Below are 23,857 nucleotides of genomic sequence, written 5' to 3'. Positions count from 1 at the left end.
ACTGAGCCGTCCACGCTAGCGCGTGGGATACACAGGCCGCAGCGCAGTGCCCATACGCACGCATGGCTTGACGTCTGCGTTCCTTTTGCGCCCCACCTCCTTCATTTAGTTTATAAATCAATTTGATTAATTAAAATATAATGCATCGTCACCGATTGTTCAACTGATTTTCACACGACTGCCCTTAGTTTATTCAAAATTATAAACACCTCTGTGCGCCCACCGGAATAAGTTGAACCATAGGCATCTATCCCGTATGCGCTTATGCCCCTGCCGATTCAGGGTACAGGATAAGCGCGAAAAGGAGTGTTCAGGTTGATTGAAAATGTATCCCACTATTTTGCCCGCGGCAACACAGCACACGGAGCTCATTTTTTGTATAAATCGGCTTTCCAAGGGCTTGATAAGATTCTCGTCCTAACAGGCCCACCTGGAACAGGTAAATCCACAATTATTCGCAGATTGGCGGACAGTCTGACGGACAGAGGGCAGCACGTGCAATGCTTCCATTCCCCGCTTCGACCGGATGAACTGGACGGCATGATAGCAACCGAATTAAAGGTTGGTATTGTCGACAGGCAAGCTTGTGAGTGGATCATAGAGGACGGCCCAGGTGCAACCATTGAGTTCGATTTTGGAGCGGCGCTTGATAACAGAGGTGTTTCCACGGAGACTCTTGGAATGATTGATGAGCTCAAAGGAGAGCTTATCGATGCTTATTCCAAAGCCTATGAATCCTTTGCTACCGCCTTACGGATTCATGACGAATGGGAAAAATTTTATATCGAAAGCATGGACTTCGATAAGGCAGACCAACTCACTCAGGAACTGATTCAGGAATTGTACGTTGGTCATGAAACCGGGACACCCACCGTTGGACGTCACTTGTTTTTCGGGGCAGCGACTCCGAAGGGAGCGTTTGATTTTATTCAACGCTTGACAGCTTCGTTGAACAGGCGGATTTTTATCAAAGGAAGACCGGGATCCGGTAAATCCACGCTTCTGAAAAAGCTTGCTGCTGCGACCGAGAAGCAAGGCATCGAGGTTCAAGTGTATCATTGCGGTTTTGATCCAAACAGCCTAGATATGCTGATCTTCCCGAAGCTGAGCACAGCCATTTTCGACAGCACCGCCCCTCATGAATACTTCCCGGATCGGGACGGAGATGAGATCTTGGATATGTATGAACGCACCATGAGCCCAGGGACGGATGAAACCTATGCAGCTGAAATTGCCGCAATTAAAGAACGATATTCGGCAAAAATGAAGGAAGCCACCTCATATTTGGCGGTAGCTGAAGCCATCGATTCAAAGATTAAATCCTTTTATACGGCTGCAACGAATTTTTCAATTGTTGAGGAACTACGACTTCAGGTGGAGTCAGAATTAATGAACCAAAGCCTTTAGCAACTGGTGTAATCGTTGTAAGGCTATCCTTTTGGGGATAGCCTTTTATGTCATTATGCTATCGTACCCCGCTTCGTCAGCTCTCGGTAAGGTTTTTTTGAAATATACAGCGGATTCATCATATCCAATGGCTTTATAGAAATCACTTGCTCTTCTTGTGGCTAATGCAACCAGCTTTGAACCACGGTCAGCCGCTTTTTCTTCAATAAGCACCATAAGATTCTTTCCGACACTCTGTCCTCTATAATCTTCTAAGACGAATAACTCTTCTACCCAACTGATTATTCCATTTGCATAAAAAGTGGAGTGATGAAAACCTAATACATATCCAATTATTCCTGTTTCCATCTCTGCAACGAATAAGTCTGCATCTTTGTTATTCAAAACTTCATGATAGATTCGTGTGAAATCCGTTTTGTTCAACTTAAAACTAGTTGAAAGTTTTGCGGATAAATCAAACAGTTCATCTTCATCTTTAGGAATTGCATTTCTGAAATTAATGTTCATTGAACCAATCCCTTCGAACCAACAGTAACTTTAGTTTACTTTTAAGGAATCAAGATTTCCACTATTTCACAGACCATTCGCCAGTTCAATGTCTATAAAATTGGGGCTACCCTGCGGGAGGTCGTCGCACCGAAAGAAAATGCGCGCTTATGCGAGTACAAACAACGGCATTTACCCGTTCAAAGGCGTAAAAAGCTCAGACCTCTCCTATCCCGAAAACAGTAATTGCTGAGGTTTTCTTAATGGATAGGATTAATAGACCATGGGCTTCGCTTCAGCTTTCATTCGCCTTCTGCATCTCGACGATTTGGCGCTGCGCCGGAAGGAAGCATACGGCAACGGTATTCAGCACGGCGATAATGAAGATCGCCAGGAACACAGCATGAATGCCCCCTGCGATTTCCGCGGGTGTGTGCTCGACGAGATAGCTGTTGAACAGCGTGCCGAAGACGGCCACGCCGACGGTTTGACCGAGCGAGCGCATCAGCGAGTTGGCGGCGGTGGCAACGCCGCGCTGCTGCCAGCCAACGACGGATTGCACGAGCACGGTGGCCGGCGTCGAGACGCAGCCCATGCCGAACCCGATGACGGTCAGGATGCCGACGAGAAACCAGTAAGGCGACTGCAGCGTCAGCGCCGTCAGCCACACTCCGCCGAGCAGGACGACAAGCGCGCCGAAGATGACGATCTTCTTGGCGCCGATGCGGTACATATACCGCCCCGCCAAGTTAGCGGCGACCGGCCAGGCGATGGACATCGGCATGACCATCAGTCCGGATGCGGTGGCGCTGAAGCCAAGCAGCGTCTGGATCCACATCGGCGCGTAAATCGACGTTCCGGTGGATACGCTGAACGCCAGGAAGCCGCTTATATTCGATACGTTCATGACGCGGTTCCGGAAGATCGACAACGGGATCATCGGCTCCTTGGCGTGCTTCTCGATCCAGACGAAAAGGATCAGCGCCGCGGCTGCGACCACAAACAAGCCGAGAATTGTGGCGGAAGTCCACGGGTAGCGCTCCCCGCCGCTCAGCAGCGCGTACAGCAGCGCCGATATGCCGATCGTGAACGCAGCCGCGCCCCCGTAGTCGATGCTTTTCGCTTTCTTCTCGAACTGCTCGCGCAAAAAGACGAATACGAGGAAAAAAGAAACGATCCCAATCGGAATGTTCATGTAAAAGATCCAGCGCCAGTTGACATAATCGACAAAATAGCCGCCGACCAGCGGTCCCAGCAGCCCCGCGACCGACCAGACCGAGGCGAAGACGCCCTGCATCTTCCCGCGCTGCTCGCCGGGATACAAATCGCCGATAATCGTGAACGTGACGGGAGTGAGCGCCCCCGCCCCGATCCCCTGCAGCGCGCGGAACCAGATCAAGGCGGTCATGGACTGCGCCGCTCCGCATAGAATCGAGCCGAGCACGAACAGGATCAGACCGATCGTGAAGACGGAGCGCCGACCGAACAGATCCGTCAATTTGCCGAAGATCGGCGTCGCGACGCAAGTCGTCAGCGTATAGATCGAGAATACCCAGCTTACGAGGCTAAGGCCGCTGAGATCGTTAATGATGTGTGGCATTGCGGTGCTTACGACGGTGACGTCCAGCGCCCCGATGAATAGCGCGGCGAGCAATCCGAGCGTAACCATCTTGCGGTTCGTTTGTTGGTGCGGCATACAAAGCCTCCTGCGGAAATGAATTCGAATGACGGCAAGGCGCTATAAGATAAGCTTTCCTTTACTGTTAAAATATTATTTCGGCAGGTTCCGTTTGTCAATACTTTTTATACTTTTAATATATTTATGTATGTTATATAAAGAAACGATTCGCTAAATTTGGCATTTCACATTCGTCCTGCAATCATGCAAAAGCAGCCCGGCACCAGGGTCCGGACTGCTCTGCATAATGTTATGTATACACCAGCCCGATTGGCAGGGCTGCGGTCTTGCTTCTTATCGTGTCATTTCCAGTGTGGCGATAACCGGGTAGTGATCCGACGGATAGGCGCCGCCGTACTGTGTCCGGTCGATAAGGGCGCGAATCACGATCCAATCCTTTGTCGTAAAAATATAGTCGATCGGCTCCCCCTCCACGCGTCCCTTGAACCCGTTGAACGTAGCGCCGACAGGCTTCTCCACATGGTCGAATACATCCTGCAAATCCGTCGTCACCGGCCCGTGCGGCAGCTCGCCACGGAAAAACCGGATCGCATCCGACGCCGGCGTGCAGTTCATGTCGCCCATCAGAAGCAGCGGAATGCCGTGCTTCTCCCGGTACGCAGACATTCTTTCGTAGACGAGCGCCGCTCCGTTTCTTCTCGCCTCTTCGCCCCGATGGTCCAGATGCGTGTTGAATACCGCGAACGAATCTCCCGTCTGCTTGTCGCGAAATCGAACCCATGTGCAAATGCGCGTGATGCTCGTATCCCAGCTCTTGGATGCCGTCGCTTCCGGCGTCTCCGACAGCCAGAACTGCCCTTCCTCCAGCGGCTCCAGCCGCGCCTCGCGGTAAAGCACCGCGCAATGCTCGCTTCGCGCCCCGTCGTCGCGCGGCTTTCCGATCCAGCGGTAGCCGTCCAGACGCTGCTGCAAATCCTCCAGCATCGGAGCTTGTCCTTCCTGGGTTCCAATTACGTCCGGCGCGTTCGCCTCGATGATATCCGCTACTTTGCCGATCCGGTGCGGCCACGCATCGTCGCCGTCCTTCGGCTCATGATAGCGCAGGTTAAACGTCATCGCTTGAATAGTCACGTTCAATACCTCTTTCTGTCCTGTTCGTTGTTCGATTGTTTGGTAGTTTGATGGTGCGAATGACTTGGCGAAACGGTTGTTTCTTCCAGTATCATACAATATCCGTCTCGTTTTAAGCTACGGATATTTTCATATCAGGTCATGCCGATCGTGCGCGTCCCGCCTATTTCGTCTCAGCCAGCTTTTGATTCGACTGCTCCTCCAGCTCTCTTACAAGCGTGTTCAAGTCTTTTCCGGACGCAGCGATTTCCTTGCGCACGTTATCGACCAGCGTGCGGACGACGCCGTCTTTTTTCGTAATGACATGCGGGACGCCGGGCTTCGTCTTGAACAGCGCCTGCATATTTTTCCCCTGATACATCGGAAGCTTGGAGCCGTACGCCTTCTTGATGTCCTCCTTCTTAAGTACGCTCGCGGTCCCTAGCTGGCTCATCATCATCTGCACCTCGTCCGACGTGATCACCTTCAGCACTTCCATCGCCGCGTCCTTGTTCTTGCTCACGGTCGAGATCGCCAGCATATGGATGTCGACTTCCCGGCCCCGCTCCGGCTGCTCCTTGAAGGTCGGATACGAGACGATATCCCAGTTCATACCCTCGAGCTCTTTCTGGAAGTTCAGGATTTGCAGCGACCAGATCGGCATCATCGCGACGGCCTTGTCTTTCAGGAAGCCGTTCGTCCCGTAATCGAACTTGCCGCTTTGCACATAGCCCGGAACGCTGTACGCATCCTTGAACACGCCGAGCACCCGTCTCCACTCGTTGCTGTTGACAAGCGACTTATTGGCTTTCTCGTCGACATAGGACAGCGACAAGCCCGATCCCATATCGGTCGGCTTGGCCGGATCGAAGCCGATGTACTGCACGCCGTTCTCGACGCGCGTCAGCTTGCGGCCCAGCTCGATCACTTCCTCCCAGGTCATGCCGTCCTTCGGATACGGGACGCCGAACCGGTCGAAAATGTCTTTATTATAAATGAGGGAGGCGTAGTTCGCGGAGAACGGAATGCCGAATACTTCTCCCTTCTCGCCGTACAGCTTGATCGCATCGAGGCTCCACGGCTCGAACCGGCTCGTATCGATGTTGTGCCGCTTCATCAGGTCGCGCATATCATATTGCAGCTCTACGTTCATATACGACGGGAAGCCTACGTTACTGCCGTAGTACAGGTCGGTGAAATTGCCGGCAGCTACCAGCTCCTCCAGCTTCGATCCGTTCTGATGCTTCACAAGCTCGAACGTGACGTTCGGCAGCTCCTTCTTCAACGGCTCGACGATAAACTGCTGTACTCGTTCATCCGATATGTTGTTGAAATGATTGTACATCGTGATAGTCACAGGCTCCTTGGGCTTCGTATCCTCCGCCTTCGCCGCCGGAGCGGGCGTGCTGCCCGTGCCGCCAGCCGGCGCGCTGCCGCTGGCGCAGCCGGACAACGCAGCGGTCATCAGCGCAAGACAAGCCATGTAGGTCGTTTTTTTCGTCATCGATAACAGCTCCTCACCATTCGTCCTTCGTATATATCGGGTACAATTTTTGCAATCATTAAGGCATGCCGGAGGCTGTTTCCTTCCTTTGATTGAGCGGCAAGGGAGCAAACGGCGGTTCAAACCAACGGACGCGGTTTACCGCCCATGCTCCCGCCCTCCGCCGCTGCCGTGGCCAAGGCTTCGCCGGGCACGCCCTGCGCCGCCTCAGCCCGCATGATCCTTCGCGCAGCCTTCGCAGTACTAGCCGGTCGGCTGCAGCTTCGGGCGATCCGGTCGCTGGCAGAGGCGCTTTACTCGCCTGCGCCGAGAAGCAAATCGTTCAGCTCGCGCTTCACATACAAGTCGCTGACGATCGGGAAATGATCGGACACCTCGGTTTGAACCACTTCCGCCCGCTCCGCATCGCCGAGCAGCAGCTTGTCGTTCGCCCAAATATAATCGATTTTGGCATACGGCCGATTGGACGCGATTGTGTAGGCATCCGGCTTGCTGACGAAAGGCTCCTGGTACGCCGCAGCAATTCGTCTCATATCCGGCGAATACGGTCTTGCGTTGAAGTCGCCGACGATGATGACGGGGCCGTCTTTTTCTCCGGCAATCGCCAATATTTCGTCGGTCTGGGTTTGCTGCTGCACGGCGTCGAGCCCCAGATGGGTTGAGTAAAAATAGACCGGAACGCCATCCATATCGATCCGCGTCTCAAGCAAGCCTCTCTGCTCCTGCCCATAGCTCGTCAAAGCGTAATTGCGCTGCTCCACGATCGGATATTTGCTCAGCACCGCCGTTCCATATTGGCTGTTCGGCAAACCCGGCTGCTGCGGAGCGCGGTCCAGATTGGGGCCGTACGCGTAATGCATGCCGAGCATGTCGGCCAGCCGGGCGACCGTGTCCTCCAGATTACTGCGCGTCGAGTAATACCGGTCCACCTCCTGGAGCCCGATCACCTCCGCGCCGGACTGCCGGATCGCATCCGCCGTCTTCTCCAGATCGTACGTGTCGCCGGAATCGGCGCCATGGTGGATGTTGAAGGACATGATCCGGACCGGCACATCCAGCTCCGTCCGACCCGCCGTAAACTGCACCCGGTATTCGGCCGTCGTCTTGCCGTCATCGGCGGTCACGACCACATACGCAATGCCCGGAAGCGACGACGGCGCCAACACCTCCACGCTGGCGTTCGGATCCGCAGGCTGCGCGGTGACGACAGGCACTTGCTTCGCTTCGCGCGGAACGATCGTCCGGTAGAACAACCGGTCCGGCGCAAACGATGCCAACGGTTCGCCGTCGATCTGAAGCGAAGCGAGCTCCGCATTTCGGGTCATATAGACCGCTACCGGCAGCTCAGCGGTCAACTGCCCGTACGTGGCGGTGATCTCCGTCTTGCCGGCCGCTTGAGCGCGGACAAGCCCCGGCGAAGGCATGTCGGCCACCTCCGGCTGGCGGCTGGCGTAGCTTGCGCTGGAGGTAACCTCCTTAACGGTTCCGTTCGTGTAATAAGCATTCAGCTTCACATTCATTTCATTCCCCACCATTTCTGATATCGCTTTGTCGGTGAACGCCAGCGCTTTCAGCGAAGGGTTCGCATGCGCATCCGGGTTCAGCGTCAGCTCGCTCACGATCGGAAGGTGAATCGACGCCAGCGAAGGGATCGCCCGTGCTTCGCCCAGCTCCCAATCATAAGAAGGCATGATGTAGCTGATCCGTTTGGCCGGCAAGTAGGCCGGGTTCGTGTAGACGCCCGTCTGATCGAAGAAAGCATCGCTCAACGAAGTCAGCAGCCGCTTCACTTCGGCGCTCGTGTCGAGCGCGTTGGCGTACACGGCGGCGATCTTCGGGCCGGTCTGCCCGCCGAGGATCGAGAGGATCTCATCGGCCTGCTTCACTCGCACGGCAGCGCTCGTGTCCATGTGCGTTGTGTAGAAACGGACAGCCGTGCCGTTCACGTCAATCCGCGCTTCGAACAGAGCGCGTTTCTCAGTTCCCGAATTGGACAGCGGGTGCAGCACAGCGCTCTCGATCGGATACTTGCTCAAGATCGCCGTGCCGAACTGCCGCCGCTCGGTCTTGCCCTGCTCCGGCGCAAGATCCACCGTAGGTCCGTATGCATAGTGCATGCCGAGCGCATCCGCGATTCGCTTGGCTTGATCCTCGTAGCTGCTGCGGCTGGAATAATGCTTGTCGACCGCCTGCAATCCGATCACGTCGGCGCCGGAGGCGCGTATGACATCCGCGATCCGGTCCAGATCGACCACATTGTCGGTCCCCTTGCCGCTGTTGATCTGATAAGACATCGCCTTCAGCTTGAGCGCAGGCTGAACCGTGCCCTTCCCGTCCCCGGCCAAGCCGGAGTCGGGAGAGGCGAAGGCGCGATACACGGGAGTCGTAGCCAGCAAAACTACCATCGCGATGAACCATAAGCTGCGAAATTGGATTAAGCGCTTACCCTCCATCAATGCCATCCCTCGCTTTCTTTATTATTGAATGCGGCCTTCCATCGCAGCGGATTATTTTTTGTAACGGTCATACGCCGCTTGATAATTTTTCATGTAGTCATCCAGCTTCATCTTTTTGATGGCGGCCACATATTTATCCCAATCGGAGAATGGCGCCGCACCGGTCACGAACTTGGTCGTCATTTCATCGATGTAGTTGGTGAGATCCGTACTCATCGCGACCATTTGCTCGCTTTCCTTATCCGTATAGCTGAATGCCGGCCATACTTCCTTCGGCAAGTTCGCTTCGGCCTTCTTCGCCGCATCGATCGATTCCGGCAAGCTTTCGGCTCCGCTGAAATACTTTTGTCTCACAATTCCCGGATAACCGCCGCCCGGCCACGTGACGTATTTGACCAGCGCTTGCTCCAGCGTGAGGCCCTGCGGATTTTTCGTAATTTCGTCCGTATACGCGAGCGTGCCGTCCGGCTTCTCGATGTAGCTCTTGTCCTTGAAGCCCATGAAGAACATTTTGTTGCCTTCCTCGCCGTAGAAGTAATCCATCCAGCGAACGGTGGCGGCCGCATTTTTGTTCTTGTCGGTAATGACGAAAGCACCTGCTCCGTTGACGGACGGACGGAACTCCGAGTACAGCTTGTCGCCCTTCGGCCCTTGCAGCGCGCCGAGTCCGACGAAGCCGGACTGCTTCATCAGCGTGAACGGGCTCGTGATTTTGATCGCGCCGTATACGCCTTCCGCACCCTTGGCGTAAAACTTGTTCGCATCCTTCTCGTTGGGCAAAATGTCCTTGTCGATCAAGCCTTCCGCATACAGCTTATTCATGTATTGGAGCAGTTCCTTATACCGGTCGTCGATCGGAATGAACCGAAGCTTGCCGCTCGCGTCGACGTCGACGTTCGGGTGGCTCGTTCCGCGATTCATCAGCCCGAAGAAGCCCTTGAAATGGCTGACGATATCTTTGAGCTTCGTGCCGCCCAGCGGAATTTCGTCGGCTTTGCCGTTCTTGTTCAGATCGGTGCTCTTGACCGCCTTCAAGTAATTGTAAAACTCCTCGGTCGTCGTCGGCTCCTTCATCTTCAACGCGTCAAGCCAGTCTTTCTTAATCCACAGCTTGGCGCCCATGCGTACGGACGTAAATTCGGGAGCGAGCATGTTCGGGAAGCTGTAGATGTTGCCGTCCGGCATCGTGATCGCTTTTTTCACTTCGGGATATTGATCCATCAGCTTTTTGAAGTTCGGCGCGTACTTGTCGATCAGATCGTTCAGCTTGATCAGCACACCCTGGCTTCCGTACTTCATCAAATCATCCGTCGACATGCGTGCGAGATAGATCACATCCGGATAATCGCCGCTGGCCAGCGCAAGGTTGCGCTTCTCGGTAAAGGCGTCGAACGGCACCAACTGAAAATCGATATTCATGTTCGTCATCTTGGCATATTCCTGCCACAGCATCGTTTCGTTCCAGTTGTTCGCCGTCGTCGGCGCCTTCGCCGTCAGGAATGTCATCTTGAGCGGCTCCTTCACAATCGGAAAGCCGGTCCCGTTGATCGCCGCTTCGCCCGCCTTCGTCGCATCCTTGCTCCCCGAGGATGCCCCCTGTTCCCCGCTACAGCCGGATACCATCCCTGCCGTCACGGCAGCGGTCAATACGAGAGACGTCCACTTCATCGATTTGTTCATACGCTGATCCTCCCTTAAGGTCATGTTCTCTCCTTACCCCTTGAGCGCCCCAATCATCATGCCTTTGACAAAGTACTTCTGCAAAAACGGATACAGCAGCAACACCGGCAAATTGGCGATCACGACGACCGCGTACTTGATGCCTTCCACCTCCATTAGCTTTTTGGCAAGCGAGTCATCCGCCATATCAATCATGGCCTGCATTTGACCCTGAAGCAGAATTTCCCGAAGGATGAGCTGCAGCGGGTATTGACTCCGGTCGTTAAGGTAAATCAGCGCGTTAAAGAACGCGTTCCAGTGGCCCACCGCATAGAACAGCACCATTACGGCAATGATCGGCGTCGACAGCGGGAGAACGATGTTGAGCATGATCCGGAAGTTGCCGCATCCGTCGATGGCGGCCGATTCTTGAATTTCATAAGGGATACTCGTTTGGAAGAAGGTCCGCATGATGATAATATTCCATACGGCAACGGCATTGGGGATGACCAGCGCCCAGATTGTGCCGAGCATGCCCAGCTTTTTGACAAGCAGGTAGGTCGGAATCAATCCTCCGCTGAAAAATAGCGTGAAGGTGATGATTGCGGTGATGACATGGCGTCCGCGAAAATCTTTGCGGGAGAGCGGATAGGCGGCGCAAATCGTCAGGACGACGTTGATGACAGTGCCGACAACGGTATACAAAATCGTATTTCCGTAACCGGTGACAATATCGTTATTTTGGAACACGCGCTCGTACCCGTCCAGGTTGAACCCTTTGGGCCAAAGCCACAGCTGACCCTTGACGACAATGGCAGGGTCGCTGACGGAAGCGCTGAGCACGAACAGCAGCGGATACAAGACGATGATCGTAATCAAGACGAGCAGCAGCACATTGATACTATCGAAAATGCGGTCTTCCCGGCTCCGGTCCATTCGATGGTCCCTCCTACCACAGACTCGTTTCATTCAAACGTCTTGCAATATAATTCACCGCGACGAGCAAAATCATATTAATGACGGAATTAAACAGTCCTACGGCGGCGGAGAAGCTGTACTGCGCTTGAATGATGCCGCTCTTGTATACATAGGTCGAGATGACCTCGGAGCTTTCGAGCGTGAGGTCGTTTTGCATCAAATATATTTTTTCGAAGCCGACGCCCATAATCGAGCCCATGTTCAAAATTAACAAAATGACGATCGTCGGCATAATGCCGGGGAGATTGACATGCCAGATGCGCTGCAGCCTTGTGGCTCCGTCGACTTTGGCCGCTTCGTGCAGCTGCGGATCGATGCCGGCCAGCGCCGCAAGATAAATGATCGAGCTCCACCCCATCTGCTGCCATACACCAGATGTGACGTAGATCGTCTTGAACCACGACGGCTCAATCATAAACAAAATCGGCTGGCCTCCGAACAGGACGATGATCTGGTTGACGATGCCGCTTTGCGGCGACAAGAAGATGACGACCATGCCGACAAGTACGACCGTCGATAAAAAATGCGGAGCATACGTTACGGTTTGCACCGTTTTTTTGAACCATTTGGATTTCGCTTCGTTAATCATCAGCGCGAGCAGGATGGGCACCGGAAAGCCGACGGCCAGCTGGAACAGGCTGATGCCGAGCGTGTTTTTGATCAGCCGCCAAAAATAATAACTGTCGAAAAACCGCTCGAAATGCCGGAAGCCGACCCACGGACTTCCCCAGATGCCTTTGGTCGCGACGAAATTTTTGAACGCGATCTGCACGCCGTACATCGGGAAATATTCAAAAATAAGGTAGTATGCGAGCACGGGAGAAATAATGACGTAGAGCTCCCAGTTACGAAGAAACGGCGTGAACACATTTCGCTTACGCTTATGCTGCGGTCGTGCCTGAATGTTCCGTTCGTTCAAAGAAACTTGATCCAATGGCGTTCACCTCCGTTCATGATGTTCAAGGTGACAAGAAATTGCGATCGAAGCTTAGCGATGAAACAGGCATTCGTAACATGGAATGGAAGCTTGGCTTATGGAGGACCGGAGAGACGAACCAGGTTCGCCTATCCGATCTCGTGATGTGAGTTGCGAGTATGCGTGTTTGCGTTTGACTGACGAGGAAGCGTTGTGGTGCGAATAAGTATTGCTACTTAGTAATGCGTTACGGCAACCGGCTTGCCGGCCTTGGCCGATTCATAAGCGGCCCAAGCCGTTTCGGCGGCGCGCAGGCCGTCGAGGCCGGTAATGAACGACGGGCGTCCTTCGCGGACAGCGGCGACGAATTCGGCCACAAGCGCCTGGTTCGTGTTGTCTCCCCACGACAAATACCTGTGCGTAAGAGCCGCTCCGTTCTCCCACAGCTCTCCCGTCTGGGCGTAGCAGTCCAGATGAATGACGCCTTTCGTGCCGACGATGCGCATCGTCACGTCGCCCCAGAAGGAGAAGGAGGTCGGTCTCGACCAGCTCGTGTCCAGCGTCGCCACGACGCCGTTATCGAATTCCATCGATAACAGGCCGCAGTCGTCGACCGGGATATCGTGAAGCCGCGTATCCATCTCGGCGTACACTTCCTTCACTTCGCTCCCCAGCATCCATCTCATAATATCGACGACGTGAACGGTATGATCGAGCACGGCCCCGCCGCCGGACAGCGCCGGATCGACGAACCAGCCGCCCGGCATTTTGCCGTGGTTCGTTGCCGAGATCGCGACAATGTCGCCGAGCTCGCCTTTGTCGATTTGCTGCTTCACCTTATGTACCGCGGTGCTCAGCCGGACGGGGAAAGCCGTCTGCAGCACAAGCCCCTTCTCGCTGCACTTGTCGATCAGCTCGCGCGCATCTTCGCCGACCGTCGTGATCGGTTTTTCCACCAAAATATGTACGCCAGCGTTCGCTGCCGCCATCGCGTATTGATGATGCCTACTGTTGTCCGAGGAAATGACAACCCCGTCGACTTCGCTAATCAGCGCGTTGTAATCTTCGTAAAATTTGGTTTTAAACTGGTTCGCCCCCGCTTGACCGCGCTCGGCCACTTCGTCGTAAATGCCGACGATTTCGACGCCCGGCACTTTAAGAAGCCCGTTCGCGTAGCCGTACGCGTGTCCTTTATGGGCAAGACTGATCATTCCGATCCGGATCGTTTTCATTGATGCACACCCTCCAATTCAACAGGCTGCTTCGTCTCAGCGGAACGGCGGGCCGCAAGGCCGATGCGAAGCGAGGCCAGCGATTCCTCGCCGGACGTCAAAGGCTCTTTGTCGTTTTTGACGCAGTCGATAAAATGCTCCAGCTCCAGCGCGTACGGGCTTTTCGCCAGCGGGCTGTCCGGTACGCCGGAAGGCTTCTGCGAGCCGCCGAATTGGACGATCGAGTTCGATTTGTCTTTATCGAATTGCACCATGCCGTTCGAACCGGTAATCTCGATAGCGGTCTGGAACGGCGAGCCTTGCGGGTATCCCCAGCTCGCTTCCACGTGAGCCATAACCCCGCTCTCGAAGCGAAGCACGGTCAGCGTATGCGCAGGGCCGTCCGGCTGTACCGGCAGCACCCGGCTGAATACGCGCTTCACCGGACCGAAGGTCCAGCGCAAGTAGTCGAAGTCGTGAATCGCCAGATCGAGCAGCGGACCTCCGCTGCGGCTGTCATCCTTGAACCATTCCGACCAAAGCGGAAACGCGCCGGAGCGCACTGTGCGAACGACGCCCAGGTTGCCGAGACGTCCCGAACGGACCTGGTCTCTGGCCGAACGGTATTCCGGGAAGAAACGGACCACGTGTCCGACCATCAGCTTCACGCCGGCCTTCTTGCATGCATCAATGATGGCCGAGGCGTCTTCTTCATTGAGCGCAATCGGCTTCTCGCAAAATACGTGCTTGCCGTATGCAGCCGCAAGCTCAGCCGCTTCACGGTGCAAATCCGTCGGCAGGCAAATATCGACGGCGTCGAATTCGCCGTTCTTGAGCATCTCTTCAAGCGAGCTGTACACCGCCGCGCTCCAAGGCGCTGCAAGCTTATTGGCTTTTCCCGCGTCAATATCGCACACGGCGACGATTGCAGCATCTTCGATTTGGCGGTATGCCCGGCTGTGCGTATTGCCCATCGTGCCGGCTCCGACCAATCCAATTCTGAACATGAAATATCCTCCTCAGGGCATTGCGATAGCAATGCCTTCTTCGTAAGCATAAACCGGGCATTATCTTTACTTCCACAGAGCACTTTCTCAAGAAGCTTGCCTACTTCGTAAGCATAGGCTTGCTCGTAATGAGATCCACATTTAAATTTTCAAAAAAATGATGCAGCGCAAGCGATCCCGCTCCGACGATACCCGCATCCAGCCTTTTGAAGCTCTCCTCGATACGGACATGCTGGGAAAACATCTTCATCGTGCGGCGTTCGATCTGCTGCTTTACCTTTTGGATTAGTCTTGTATTGTCTAGTGCCAACTCACCTCCCAATATGATCAACGACGGATTAAACAAATGTACGAGCGTAATGATGCCACGGCCGAGCAGTTCACCGGCAAAATCCATCAGTCGAAGCGCGGCTTCGTTCCCGCTGTTGCTCAGCTCCACCAGCTCTCTTAGCGTCGGTACCGGCGCCTTCCCTCCGGTCCATTCATTCCACTTGGCGAGCAGCGCCGCTTCGCTGATCATATGGCCCACGCAGCCGGTATTGCCGCAATGGCATACCGGTCCATTCTCGTCGACCGTAATATGACCGAATTCCCCGGCACCGCCGGCGCCTCCGGTAAATAAGTTCCCGGACAAGAACAGCCCGCTGCCGACGCCACGGCCGACATGAACGTACAGGAAATCCTGCACCATCAGACCGCGTCCGTATAAGTATTCGCCGTACGCTGCCGCATTCGCATCGTTCTCCAGCAGGATCGGCACTTGAAAATGCTTTTGCAGCTCTTCCTTCAACGACAGATGGTTGATGTTCATGTTGGCTGCCGTAATCACCTTGCCCTTTTCCAGGTCGATGATCCCCGGCACCGCAATGCCGATGCCGAGCAGCCGCAAATTATGAACTTCCTGGTATTCGTGGATCAGCTCGTCAATAACACGGATTAATGAAGGAACCCAGCCGGTTTTCTCCGGCGACTGCAGCTGCTTCAGGAACAAAATTTCCGCTTCCATGTTGAGCACCGCCGCCCGGTTCTGCTCCAAATCGACGGCGATCACAATGCCCGCGTTCGGCGCCAGCTTGACAAGAATCGGCTTTCTCCCGCCGCTGGAATCGCCTTTGCCCGTTTCGATCAAAAACCCGTTCTCCATAAAATAATCGACGATGACGGTAACGGTCGTCGGGCTTAGCGAAAGCTCCTTCGCTAGCTGCGACCGCGATATCGGACCCCGCTGCCGAATGGCGTTGAATATAAGCACCTGATTGATCTCTTTAATCAACTGATGATTCCCGGTACGTATCACATCTTTCTTTCTCGGCAATGTTGGATTCCCCATTTTTTAAGTTACTTTTTCCATTAGAAAAATTAAGTTATAAAAATCATTTCTACATCCGGCTTTAAATTCCTGTCGATTTACAAATTTTTTTTGAATTTTTTTCGTTGCGCTGTCGGCGCGTGCTTAAGACGCTGTCTCAGCATAGCAGCCCTCCGTGCGGAAGCCGATTACATCAGCTGCCGCTTAAGCTCCGCATGCGCTTCGCGAAGCCACGGGTGCACAACCTTGAGCGTATCCCTCCGCTGCCACAAATAATCGATATAAGCAAACGCCGCATGATCCAGCGATACGTCCAGCTGCGCCAGCAGCTCCGTAATGTACGGCGGCGTACCCTGCTGATCCCACTCGATCTTGTCGGCAACGAACAGCACTTTGTCGAACAGCGAGGAATGCGCTCTCAGCGTTGTATGGCAGCCGACCGCGTCCAGGATGGATGCGTCCGTTACACCAAATATATGCTCGGCCATCGCTCTCGATATCTTCTGATGTACGATAAGTGGGAACGCCTCTTCTTCCGGCAGCACCTCGATTCCAAGCTGGAGGGCGACCGCTATGCGCCGGTCGTTCGGGTATACGGCGCTGATGTCGTGCAAATAACCCGCCGCCTCCGCCGCTGCCGGATCTGCGCCGGCCAGACGCGCGATTCTGCCTGCTTCCGCGCCGACCTTCATACAGTGCTCTGCCGTCTTCGGACACTTGCCGTGAACGAGAAACCAGTACACATCCTCCTTCAAATTTCCTGTCCGTTCAAAACCGTTTAATTGATCCTCGTATACATGCAGCATCAGCCATCCTCCTGTCGCGGTATAATCGAAATCGCCCCATTCGGCGGCCGGTTGACGTGCAGCCTTCTACGCAATGGAGCGATTTCGACATTTCATCATTTTATTTGGTAACCTGTATCGATTTGATCGTATCGCTGATCAGTTTTTTCATAAAATCCGTGTTGACGGCCTTCGGATGACCAGCATACGCCAAAAAAGTCATCCCGTTCGTCTGGAACGAGCATGCGGTCGTTACGAATTCCTGCGACTCCCATACGGCCCACTGCGCCTGCACGCCGGCAACCGTTTCCGTCCGGTTCTCGATCTCCTTGATCGGGATAGACCGGCCTTTGGGCTGCAGTCCCTCTTTCATGGTGCTTATGACCACTGACGGAGTCAGCTCCAGACCGTCCTCGACCGCGATGAAGAATCCGCCGAAATCGTAAGAGAAGCGAAGGAGATCGTTCGAGCTTTTGGTCGACTCGGCTTTCCAGTAGGTCGGTATGCTGATCGAATAATTATAGTTTTTGTTTTTGACCACGCTTGTCAAGGACCGATCATAGCTCTCGCTCCCATCTTTGATCGTGCCGATCGATGCGGACGGCTTGCCGATGCTGATAGATGCCAAGGTCGACTGGATGAAGCTTTCGGACAACGTGTCCTGCTTTTCAAACTGAAAATACATAAAGTATTTGTAATCGCCCTTGATCATATATACGTTTTCCGTTGCGTCCCATCCCTTGGAATCAAACGTATTATGCGTGCGTCTGGCGAGCGCCTCCGTCCCGTCAACGGTCAGCTTGCGCTCCGGCTCCGATTTCCGGTATTCCGGAACCCACAGATCGACGAACATCTTATGCGTTCGATCCGCCCAGGTTTGAACCGTTTCACCGGTCTTTTTGGAGGTGACGTGAAAGCCGATGCTGTTCTTGCCCTTGGCATCGGTAAACGTAATCGTTTCTCCCCGGGAAGAGCCTTTCTTCCAATCTGCGGGCAGCTTCAGCGAAAATCCGTACGTTTCGTCGGTATACGTACGCAAGCCCTCCTTGACCATCGACAAGTCTTTCACCGATGGATCATTGGCTGCGAAGGACGTTTTGAAGCTGTCCAGCAGGTCTTTATATGCGCTGTACTTGACCGGATTTTTGTAGTTGTCCGCTTTGTTTATCGTCAAATAAAGGTAATACACCTTATCGCCGTTCTGGTACGCGCGGTATTCGTACATTTCGCCGCTGCCTTTGGTCACGATGCGGGCGTACGAGCGTCCGCCTTCCGTCACGTAGTTTTTCTCCAGTATCGTCTCGTCTGCCTGATCGGCCAACAAGCCGAGCAGCGCATCCTGCGACAAGCCTTCGGCCATGTCCGAGTCGACGGAAACGTCCAGAGTGAATTCGCCGTTCGCATCCTCGAACGAGACGTAATCCTCCGTAAAGCTTTGAAAATCTTTAATGAGTCCGGCAGGATATTTCATCGACCAGCCGTGGAAGCTGTTGCCGATGTGCGTCTTCCCGAGATCGGAGTCGATGCCGGCCAAGTCGGATGATGCGGCGGACTGCGCACCGGTGATGCTGACGCTTGCCGTCTGCTCGTCGAACGTAACTTTCGCGCCGAACGCTTCGGCGATGAACCGCAGCGGTACCATCGTCGTTCCGTTGCTCAGCTCGGCGGCCGCCTCCAATGGCTGGCTCTTCCCGTTGACGGTCGCAGTTTTGCTGCCGATTTGAATCGTGATCGTCGTCGTCCCGCGCTTCAGGCCAACCGTCTGCGTCTCCGAATCCCAGCTGAGCGCAGCTCCGAACGCGGAAGTAATGACGCGAAGCGGCACTAGCGTCGCGCCTTCGGACACATACGGCTTCTCCACGGCGACGGACTGCTCGTTAATCGTAATCTGGTCTTCGCCCAGCTTCAGCTGAATGCTGACGGCGCTAGCCGCAGGCGCCTCGTCCGCATATGCGGAAAACGGCAGCAGGGCGGCGCATAAAATGATAGCGGGAATGCAAGCTTTTCGCAAAATCGGCATAAAACACTCTCCATTTTATTGTTTCGCTTCAATTAATGTAATTTCTTTTTGCACGATGTCGCCGTTCGACTGCATTGTCAGGGTCACTTTGTCGCCGGGCAAATATTTCTTCAACCGCTCGTTCAAGTCGACCAGCGATTTGATGTTGTATTGATCGATGGAGAATAGCACGTCGCCTTCGCGAATACCGGCATCGGCTGCAGAAGAGCCTTGATGCAAGCGCGCGACCTTGAGCGGCTCCTCCGTCGGCAAGCCGACGATCGCGGCCCAGCTTTCTTCCAGATCGAGCCCTAACGACGGATGCTTCACTTTGCCGTACGCTTCGAAATGGCGCAGCACATACTGCACCGTATCGGCTGGAATGGCGAAGCCAAGACCGTCGATTCCGGCGGCGGCCAGCTTGAGCGAGTTGATGCCGATCACTTCGCCGTTCATGTTGACGAGCGCGCCGCCGCTGTTGCCGGGATTGATCGCCGCATCCGTCTGAATGAGCCGGTACGTCGAATGCAGCGTGCGGTCCATCCCGCTGACGACGCCGACGGTGACCGAATTGCGGAGCGCAAACGAGATCGGGGTGCCGATGGCGACAACCGTCTCGCCAACTTCCACTTGCGCCGTCTCCGCAAATGTCGCCGGCTGCAGGCCGGAGGCGGCGATCGAGACGAGCGCCAGGTCGCTCTCCTCATCCGAATGCATCACTTGACCGGCATACTGCTTGCCGTCGGACGTGACGACGATCATCTGCTTCAAGTCTTTCACTACATGCGCATTCGTCACGATCAAGCCGTCGGCATCGATAATAATGCCGGTGCCATGCGCCAGGCTGAATCGGTTATCCGACACCTTCCCGTTCCGGTCTCCCTGCTTGCCGATAATGCCGACGATAGAGGGTGACACGCGCTTGACCACTTCCGATATCGAGGCCGGCGACGTATAGACGAATTCGCCCGCATCCGCGAGGTATGTGCCGCTGCCTCCCAGGGCGCGAACGACATCCGATGCTTTGACATAAGCCTCGCCGTTCATTTCCTCCGTTTGCCAATGGACTTTCCCTTCGTTGCCGTTCTGTGCCGCGGCACTGCCCATCCCGCCAAGCAGCGTAAAGACGCACAAGGCTGTTACCGTTTTCAACGGAAATAATTTCAATGGGTCTACTTCCTTTCTCGCGATGGATGCCGTTATGTATGCATAACTTTTTCCATTATACAAGAGCACTGCTGATTAAAAAGCAGATCTATGTCGAAAAATATTAGTCCGCATTATTTTTAACAGGTCTGCCGCCTCAATGCTTATAACCGATATACACTGCCCGTGGGTCTCGGTGTTGACGGCAGTCCCGGAAGTACCGCAAAAAAGCCGGCCCGCAATGATCGATTGCGAGCCGGCTGCCGTCAGCCGTAAAATGAATATGCGTTGTTACTGCCGCTGCGCGGCGATGACCTTGTACAGCGCTTGCGTCCCGCTGTCCGCTTCGCCCATCGCGGCAAGCCTCTCATACAGCGAGTAGGCGAGCGCAAGACCCGGCAGCTCCAGCTGCATTTCCCGGGCCGAATCGAGCGCGATGCGCATGTCTTTGATGAAGTGCTTGACGTAGAAGCCCGGAGCGAAATTGCCGCCTATGATCCGCGGCGCCAAATTGCTGAGCGACCAGCTCCCGGCCGCGCCGGATTCGATGCTCTTCAGCACGGTGGACGGGTCGAGACCGGCCTGCTCCGCATACACTAGCGCCTCGCACACGCCTATCATATTGGAAGCGATGGCAATCTGATTGCACATCTTGGTATACTGTCCCGCTCCCGCATCGCCTTGATGCACGATGTTGGTCCCCAGCTTCTGAAGCAGCGGCAAAGCTGCCTCGAACGCCTCGAGTTCCCCGCCGACCATGATCGACAGCCGCGCTTCCCGCGCGCCGACATCGCCGCCGGATACCGGCGCGTCCAGCGCATGCAGCCCGCGTGCCGCTGCCGCTTCCGCGATCCGCCGGGCGAGCGCCGGGCTCGACGTCGTCATGTCGATCAGGAAGCTGCCCGGCTGTGCGCGATTCACAAGACCGTCTGCACCAAGGTAAATCTCTTCCACGTCCTGCGGATAGCCGACCATCGTAATGACGGCATCGCACGCTTCCGCCAGCGTCCCGGGCGCGTCATGCCATACCGCACCGTTCTCGATCAGCTCTTCCGCCTTGGAACGAGTGCGGCTGTACACGTGCAGCGAATAGCCCGCCCGCTGCAAATGGGACGCCATGCTCTTCCCCATGACGCCCGTGCCGATAAAACCGATTGTTGTCCATTGCGCCTTCGTTGTCATGATAATACCCGCCTTTCGGTGCCGTGATGTGATACGATACTTCTATAATAAACGAACGATCATAGGATAGCGAATAAGCCCTATTTCCGGACAGGCTGCTTACTTTGGCTATTTCGTGGTAATAATGGGGTAAGTACCAGCGAAGGGAGCCTTGTTCTGATGATCAAATCATTCCTTAAAGAGCTGTACAAGCAGACGATTGCCGACGACGCTTTCGGGCTGGCTGCGCAGTGCGCGTATTATTTTTTGCTGGCACTGTTTCCGTTTCTTATCTTCGTCGTCAGTTTGATCGGATTTTTGCCGATTTCCACGGAGGACATGCTGTCCTATATCAAGCAATATTTGCCGCAGGGCGTCACCTCGGGACTGGAGCGCGAATTCCGCGAAATACTCGACATCAAGCGGAGCGGCACGCTGTCCTTCGGCCTCGTCCTCTCGCTGATCAGCGCCAGCGCAGCGATGAACGCGATTGTAGTGGCGGTCAACAAAGCGTATGGACTCCCCGAGCGGAAAAGCATCATCCACTCCCGGGTGCTGGCCATCGTGCTGACGCTGGGCATGCTCGTCGTCGTCTTTTCCGCTTTCCTGCTAAGCGTGTTCGGCCGCACAATCGGCGGCTGGCTGGCGCTGCACTCCCTCGTTCCGCTAGACCAGCTGCACCTATGGAACGTGCTGAGCTGGATCATCAATTTCGCCATTTTGTTCATCGTGTTTCTCGGCCTTTATTTTATCGCGCCCAATACGTGCCTGACTTGCAAAGAGGTGCTCCCCGGAGCGCTGCTCGCCGCAATCGGCTGGCAGTTGACCTCGCTCGGCTTCTCCTTCTATGTCAATCACTGGGGCAATTACAGCGCGACGTATGGCAGTCTCGGCGGCGTCATCGTGCTGCTGACCTGGTGCTACTTGTCGGCATTCATCATTATATTGTGCGGCGAGATCAACGCGATCGCCTATATGTTCAAAATCAAAAAGCGCCCGACGTGACGCTTGCCTGAAGCGCGAAGAGCGGCGGACATGGGCTAGCGAGCCGCATGACGGCAAGCGGCAGACCGCCGGGCTGCGCATCAGTTAGACGCAGCGCGGCGATCAGCCGTCAGGCGGCGACGATGACGATGGCGCTCCCGCGAGAAATTCGCGCGCGTTGAAACGGCCTTGAACGCAAGCGACGTCCGGGGCCGTCTATGTATCATTCATAGCGATCGAAGCCGCTCTCCTCCGCCTGCTGTTCCTCATCCGCCAGCTCTTGAAGATCGAAGGCCGTAATGCCGACGATCGGGTACGGCTGCGAAGCCGCCTGCTGCAGCGCAAGCTCTCTCATGAATTTCGGCGATCCTTCCTTCTCATCATCGTACAGCAGCAGCAATCCGTCCGAATTACGCAGCAAAAATTTATTTTTCTCCTTAAACTGCCATGGGCCGACGTATTTGCTCTTCGTGACGCTGTTCACGTAGTCCGCCCGCTGCAGTATTTGCCGGTAATATGTCTGCTTCTCTTCGCTCCACTGCTCGTCCTGCTCCAGAAACGGGGTAATGACCGCCAAACGAAGCTGGCCGTACGTTTCCTTCAGCTCCAGCGCCGCTTCCGCCGCCCACAGCTCCACGCCCCATTGGCCGCTGACGATAACCCATTCCAGGCCGTCATCCATGAGTGCGATCAGCTTCTTCTTGATCGCTTTTTTGATAATGCCGATGCCGGGATGCTTGAGCGAGAATATGCCCAGCTCGCTTGCTTTATACCCGGTGACAAGCAATCGTTCCATACGCTGCCTCCCTTGTCCGCTGTTACGAAACAGGGTATCACACAACGGAACGTTAATAAAGCGCGAAAAAACGAGGGAGCTCTCCCTCGTTTGCTGTCAGCACACCGAGCCGTACAGGGCAAATCCTGCGGATTCATGTGCGATACGATGCACTAATCTTCATACCGGTCATACCGGTCATCTACTTCTTTGGCCATGCGGCGGTATGCTTTCGTTTCCGCTGCGACCGGATCATGCTCGGTCCGGATGCGGATTTCGGTTTTGAACGGCAGCTTTCGTTTTACCGCCTGCTCTTGAGGCAACGTCTCCATCTCGCCTTCGGACAGCAGCTCGGCCAGCTTTTGTTCGACCTCTTTGGGCTCCATACGAGTCATCCTATCGTTTTCTATGATATGATTTGATTGCCGTTTGAAGAACGTTGATGTATGGACTCTTTTAGCCCCATAAGTTCTGCCCTTCGATTTCCTGAATGGCGCCGTCTTCGTTCAGATCGACATGGGGGTCGTCATCGTTCACCCGCAGCCCTTGCCGTTCATGTGTCTGCGTATCTTTGTTGCCTCTCGGCTGCTTGCTCTTGTGTTGATGTGGATCTGGCATCTGCATCCCTCCTCCGTCATGCCTTATCGTGTCCCGATCAGCAATAATCATGCGGAGAAAGGGCGTCGTCGCATTACAGCGGAGAGCCCTGCTCTTCGCTGGAGACCGCAGCATTGCGAAATGCTGCGCCGCTTCAACCGGTAATGCGGGAGAGCGGAAACACACGGCGGATCGGGATGGTGATCAGCGCGGCTGCGACGGCTTTGATCGCATCCCCCGGCAAAAACGGATAGCAGCTGAGGGCAAGCGCCTTATTCAAGGTGAAGCCGGCTGTATGCGCATACCAAGGAACTCCCGTGACGTACAGCAGCAGCGAGCCGAACAGCTCCAGCGTAATAAACAGCAGTACCACCGCAACAGGACCGCTGCCCTTGATCCGCTTCGAGACGAGACCAATGAGCAGCGCGGCGAACGGGTACATCCAGATGAATCCGCCTGTCGGCCCGAGCACAAGCGGCAGCCCTCCGCTTCCGTGCAAGAGCGGCAGTCCGAGCGCGGTCAGCACGATGACAAGTGCCACGGCGATGAAACCGTAGAGCGGTCCCAGCAGAACACCGGTAATCATCACGGCGAAATTTTGCATTGTGATCGGGACGGGCGAAAAACCTAAATGAATGTTTAAATAGCTGGATACGATCAGCAGTGCGGCAAACAAGGCGCTAAATACGATGCCTTTCACCGTCAATTTTGTTTTCATTGCAATGGCT

General features: G+C 54.9%; 21 protein-coding genes. 2 read left to right on the top strand and 19 right to left on the bottom strand.

The window, feature by feature from the left end; translation table 11 throughout:
- Nucleotides 1-315 precede the first annotated feature (315 nt).
- Nucleotides 316-1,407, top strand: coding sequence for a PRK06851 family protein (locus KXG62_RS22435; protein ID WP_218094239.1), 1,092 nt, complete (start codon nucleotides 316-318; stop codon nucleotides 1,405-1,407).
- 45 nt (nucleotides 1,408-1,452) lie between these two features.
- Here KXG62_RS22435 and KXG62_RS22430 read toward each other — a convergent pair whose 3' ends face one another.
- The 15 genes from KXG62_RS22430 to KXG62_RS22360 form a co-directional block, all read right to left on the bottom strand.
- Nucleotides 1,453-1,914, bottom strand: coding sequence for a GNAT family N-acetyltransferase (locus tag KXG62_RS22430; RefSeq protein WP_218094238.1), 462 nt, complete (start codon nucleotides 1,912-1,914; stop codon nucleotides 1,453-1,455).
- Between the two features lie 274 nt (nucleotides 1,915-2,188).
- Complete coding sequence (locus KXG62_RS22425) at nucleotides 2,189-3,589, bottom strand: MDR family MFS transporter (protein ID WP_218094237.1); 1,401 nt, start codon at nucleotides 3,587-3,589, stop codon at nucleotides 2,189-2,191.
- Between the two features lie 276 nt (nucleotides 3,590-3,865).
- Nucleotides 3,866-4,663 (bottom strand): endonuclease/exonuclease/phosphatase family protein, encoded by a 798-nt coding sequence (locus KXG62_RS22420; protein ID WP_246627589.1) that lies wholly within the window; start codon nucleotides 4,661-4,663, stop codon nucleotides 3,866-3,868.
- Nucleotides 4,664-4,826: 163 nt separating this feature from the next.
- Complete coding sequence (locus tag KXG62_RS22415; RefSeq protein ID WP_218094236.1) at nucleotides 4,827-6,146, bottom strand: ABC transporter substrate-binding protein; 1,320 nt, start codon at nucleotides 6,144-6,146, stop codon at nucleotides 4,827-4,829.
- 293 nt (nucleotides 6,147-6,439) lie between these two features.
- Nucleotides 6,440-8,599 carry an endonuclease/exonuclease/phosphatase family protein gene (locus KXG62_RS22410; protein WP_218094235.1) on the bottom strand — a complete coding sequence of 720 codons (2,160 nt, stop codon included), beginning with the start codon at nucleotides 8,597-8,599 and terminating at the stop codon, nucleotides 6,440-6,442.
- A gap of 54 nt (nucleotides 8,600-8,653) precedes the next feature.
- Complete coding sequence (locus KXG62_RS22405; RefSeq protein WP_218094234.1) at nucleotides 8,654-10,282, bottom strand: type 2 periplasmic-binding domain-containing protein; 1,629 nt, start codon at nucleotides 10,280-10,282, stop codon at nucleotides 8,654-8,656.
- Between the two features lie 33 nt (nucleotides 10,283-10,315).
- On the bottom strand, nucleotides 10,316-11,197 hold the full coding sequence (locus tag KXG62_RS22400) for a carbohydrate ABC transporter permease (protein ID WP_218094233.1): 882 nt from the start codon (nucleotides 11,195-11,197) through the stop codon (nucleotides 10,316-10,318).
- Between the two features lie 13 nt (nucleotides 11,198-11,210).
- Nucleotides 11,211-12,143, bottom strand: a complete 933-nt coding sequence (locus tag KXG62_RS22395; protein ID WP_246627593.1) for an ABC transporter permease — start codon at nucleotides 12,141-12,143, stop codon at nucleotides 11,211-11,213.
- A gap of 248 nt (nucleotides 12,144-12,391) precedes the next feature.
- The gene (locus KXG62_RS22390; protein WP_343223505.1) at nucleotides 12,392-13,387 is read right to left on the bottom strand and encodes a Gfo/Idh/MocA family protein; all 996 of its coding nucleotides are present in this window, start codon (nucleotides 13,385-13,387) and stop codon (nucleotides 12,392-12,394) included.
- Nucleotides 13,384-14,373, bottom strand: a complete 990-nt coding sequence (locus KXG62_RS22385) for a Gfo/Idh/MocA family protein (protein WP_218094232.1) — start codon at nucleotides 14,371-14,373, stop codon at nucleotides 13,384-13,386. Before KXG62_RS22385 ends, KXG62_RS22390 begins: the two co-directional genes overlap by 4 nt.
- Before the next feature lie 100 nt (nucleotides 14,374-14,473).
- A complete protein-coding gene (locus KXG62_RS22380) occupies nucleotides 14,474-15,688 on the bottom strand; it encodes an ROK family transcriptional regulator (protein ID WP_218094231.1) in 1,215 nt (404 codons plus the stop codon).
- A gap of 182 nt (nucleotides 15,689-15,870) precedes the next feature.
- Entirely contained in the window at nucleotides 15,871-16,488 is a 618-nt protein-coding gene (yqeK, locus tag KXG62_RS22375; protein WP_218094230.1) for a bis(5'-nucleosyl)-tetraphosphatase (symmetrical) YqeK, read from the bottom strand.
- A gap of 100 nt (nucleotides 16,489-16,588) precedes the next feature.
- Nucleotides 16,589-18,487 carry a copper amine oxidase N-terminal domain-containing protein gene (locus tag KXG62_RS22370; protein ID WP_218094229.1) on the bottom strand — a complete coding sequence of 633 codons (1,899 nt, stop codon included), beginning with the start codon at nucleotides 18,485-18,487 and terminating at the stop codon, nucleotides 16,589-16,591.
- 15 nt (nucleotides 18,488-18,502) lie between these two features.
- Nucleotides 18,503-19,633: a S1C family serine protease gene (locus tag KXG62_RS22365; protein WP_246627588.1), complete on the bottom strand. Its 1,131-nt coding sequence runs from the start codon at nucleotides 19,631-19,633 to the stop codon at nucleotides 18,503-18,505.
- A 270-nt stretch (nucleotides 19,634-19,903) separates the two neighbouring features.
- On the bottom strand, nucleotides 19,904-20,794 hold the full coding sequence (locus KXG62_RS22360; protein ID WP_218094228.1) for an NAD(P)-dependent oxidoreductase: 891 nt from the start codon (nucleotides 20,792-20,794) through the stop codon (nucleotides 19,904-19,906).
- Nucleotides 20,795-20,953: 159 nt separating this feature from the next.
- On the opposite strand from KXG62_RS22360, the gene KXG62_RS22355 reads away from it, so the two are divergent.
- The gene (locus KXG62_RS22355) at nucleotides 20,954-21,778 is read left to right on the top strand and encodes a YihY/virulence factor BrkB family protein (protein ID WP_246627587.1); all 825 of its coding nucleotides are present in this window, start codon (nucleotides 20,954-20,956) and stop codon (nucleotides 21,776-21,778) included.
- A 202-nt stretch (nucleotides 21,779-21,980) separates the two neighbouring features.
- Here KXG62_RS22355 and KXG62_RS22350 read toward each other — a convergent pair whose 3' ends face one another.
- The 4 genes from KXG62_RS22350 to KXG62_RS22335 form a co-directional block, all read right to left on the bottom strand.
- A complete protein-coding gene (locus KXG62_RS22350) occupies nucleotides 21,981-22,553 on the bottom strand; it encodes an SLOG family protein (protein ID WP_218094227.1) in 573 nt (190 codons plus the stop codon).
- A 152-nt stretch (nucleotides 22,554-22,705) separates the two neighbouring features.
- A complete protein-coding gene (locus KXG62_RS22345) occupies nucleotides 22,706-22,918 on the bottom strand; it encodes a hypothetical protein (protein ID WP_218094226.1) in 213 nt (70 codons plus the stop codon).
- 70 nt (nucleotides 22,919-22,988) lie between these two features.
- Nucleotides 22,989-23,150 (bottom strand): hypothetical protein, encoded by a 162-nt coding sequence (locus KXG62_RS22340; protein ID WP_218094225.1) that lies wholly within the window; start codon nucleotides 23,148-23,150, stop codon nucleotides 22,989-22,991.
- Between the two features lie 133 nt (nucleotides 23,151-23,283).
- Nucleotides 23,284-23,847 (bottom strand): biotin transporter BioY, encoded by a 564-nt coding sequence (locus tag KXG62_RS22335; protein ID WP_218094224.1) that lies wholly within the window; start codon nucleotides 23,845-23,847, stop codon nucleotides 23,284-23,286.
- Nucleotides 23,848-23,857 lie beyond the last annotated feature (10 nt).

The sequence above is a fragment of the Paenibacillus solanacearum genome (assembly GCF_910593845.1).
Classification (GTDB): domain Bacteria; phylum Bacillota; class Bacilli; order Paenibacillales; family NBRC-103111; genus Paenibacillus_G; species Paenibacillus_G solanacearum.
The sequence above is the reverse complement of the archived record's forward strand: the minus strand, read 5'-3'. Positions and strand labels throughout refer to the sequence as shown.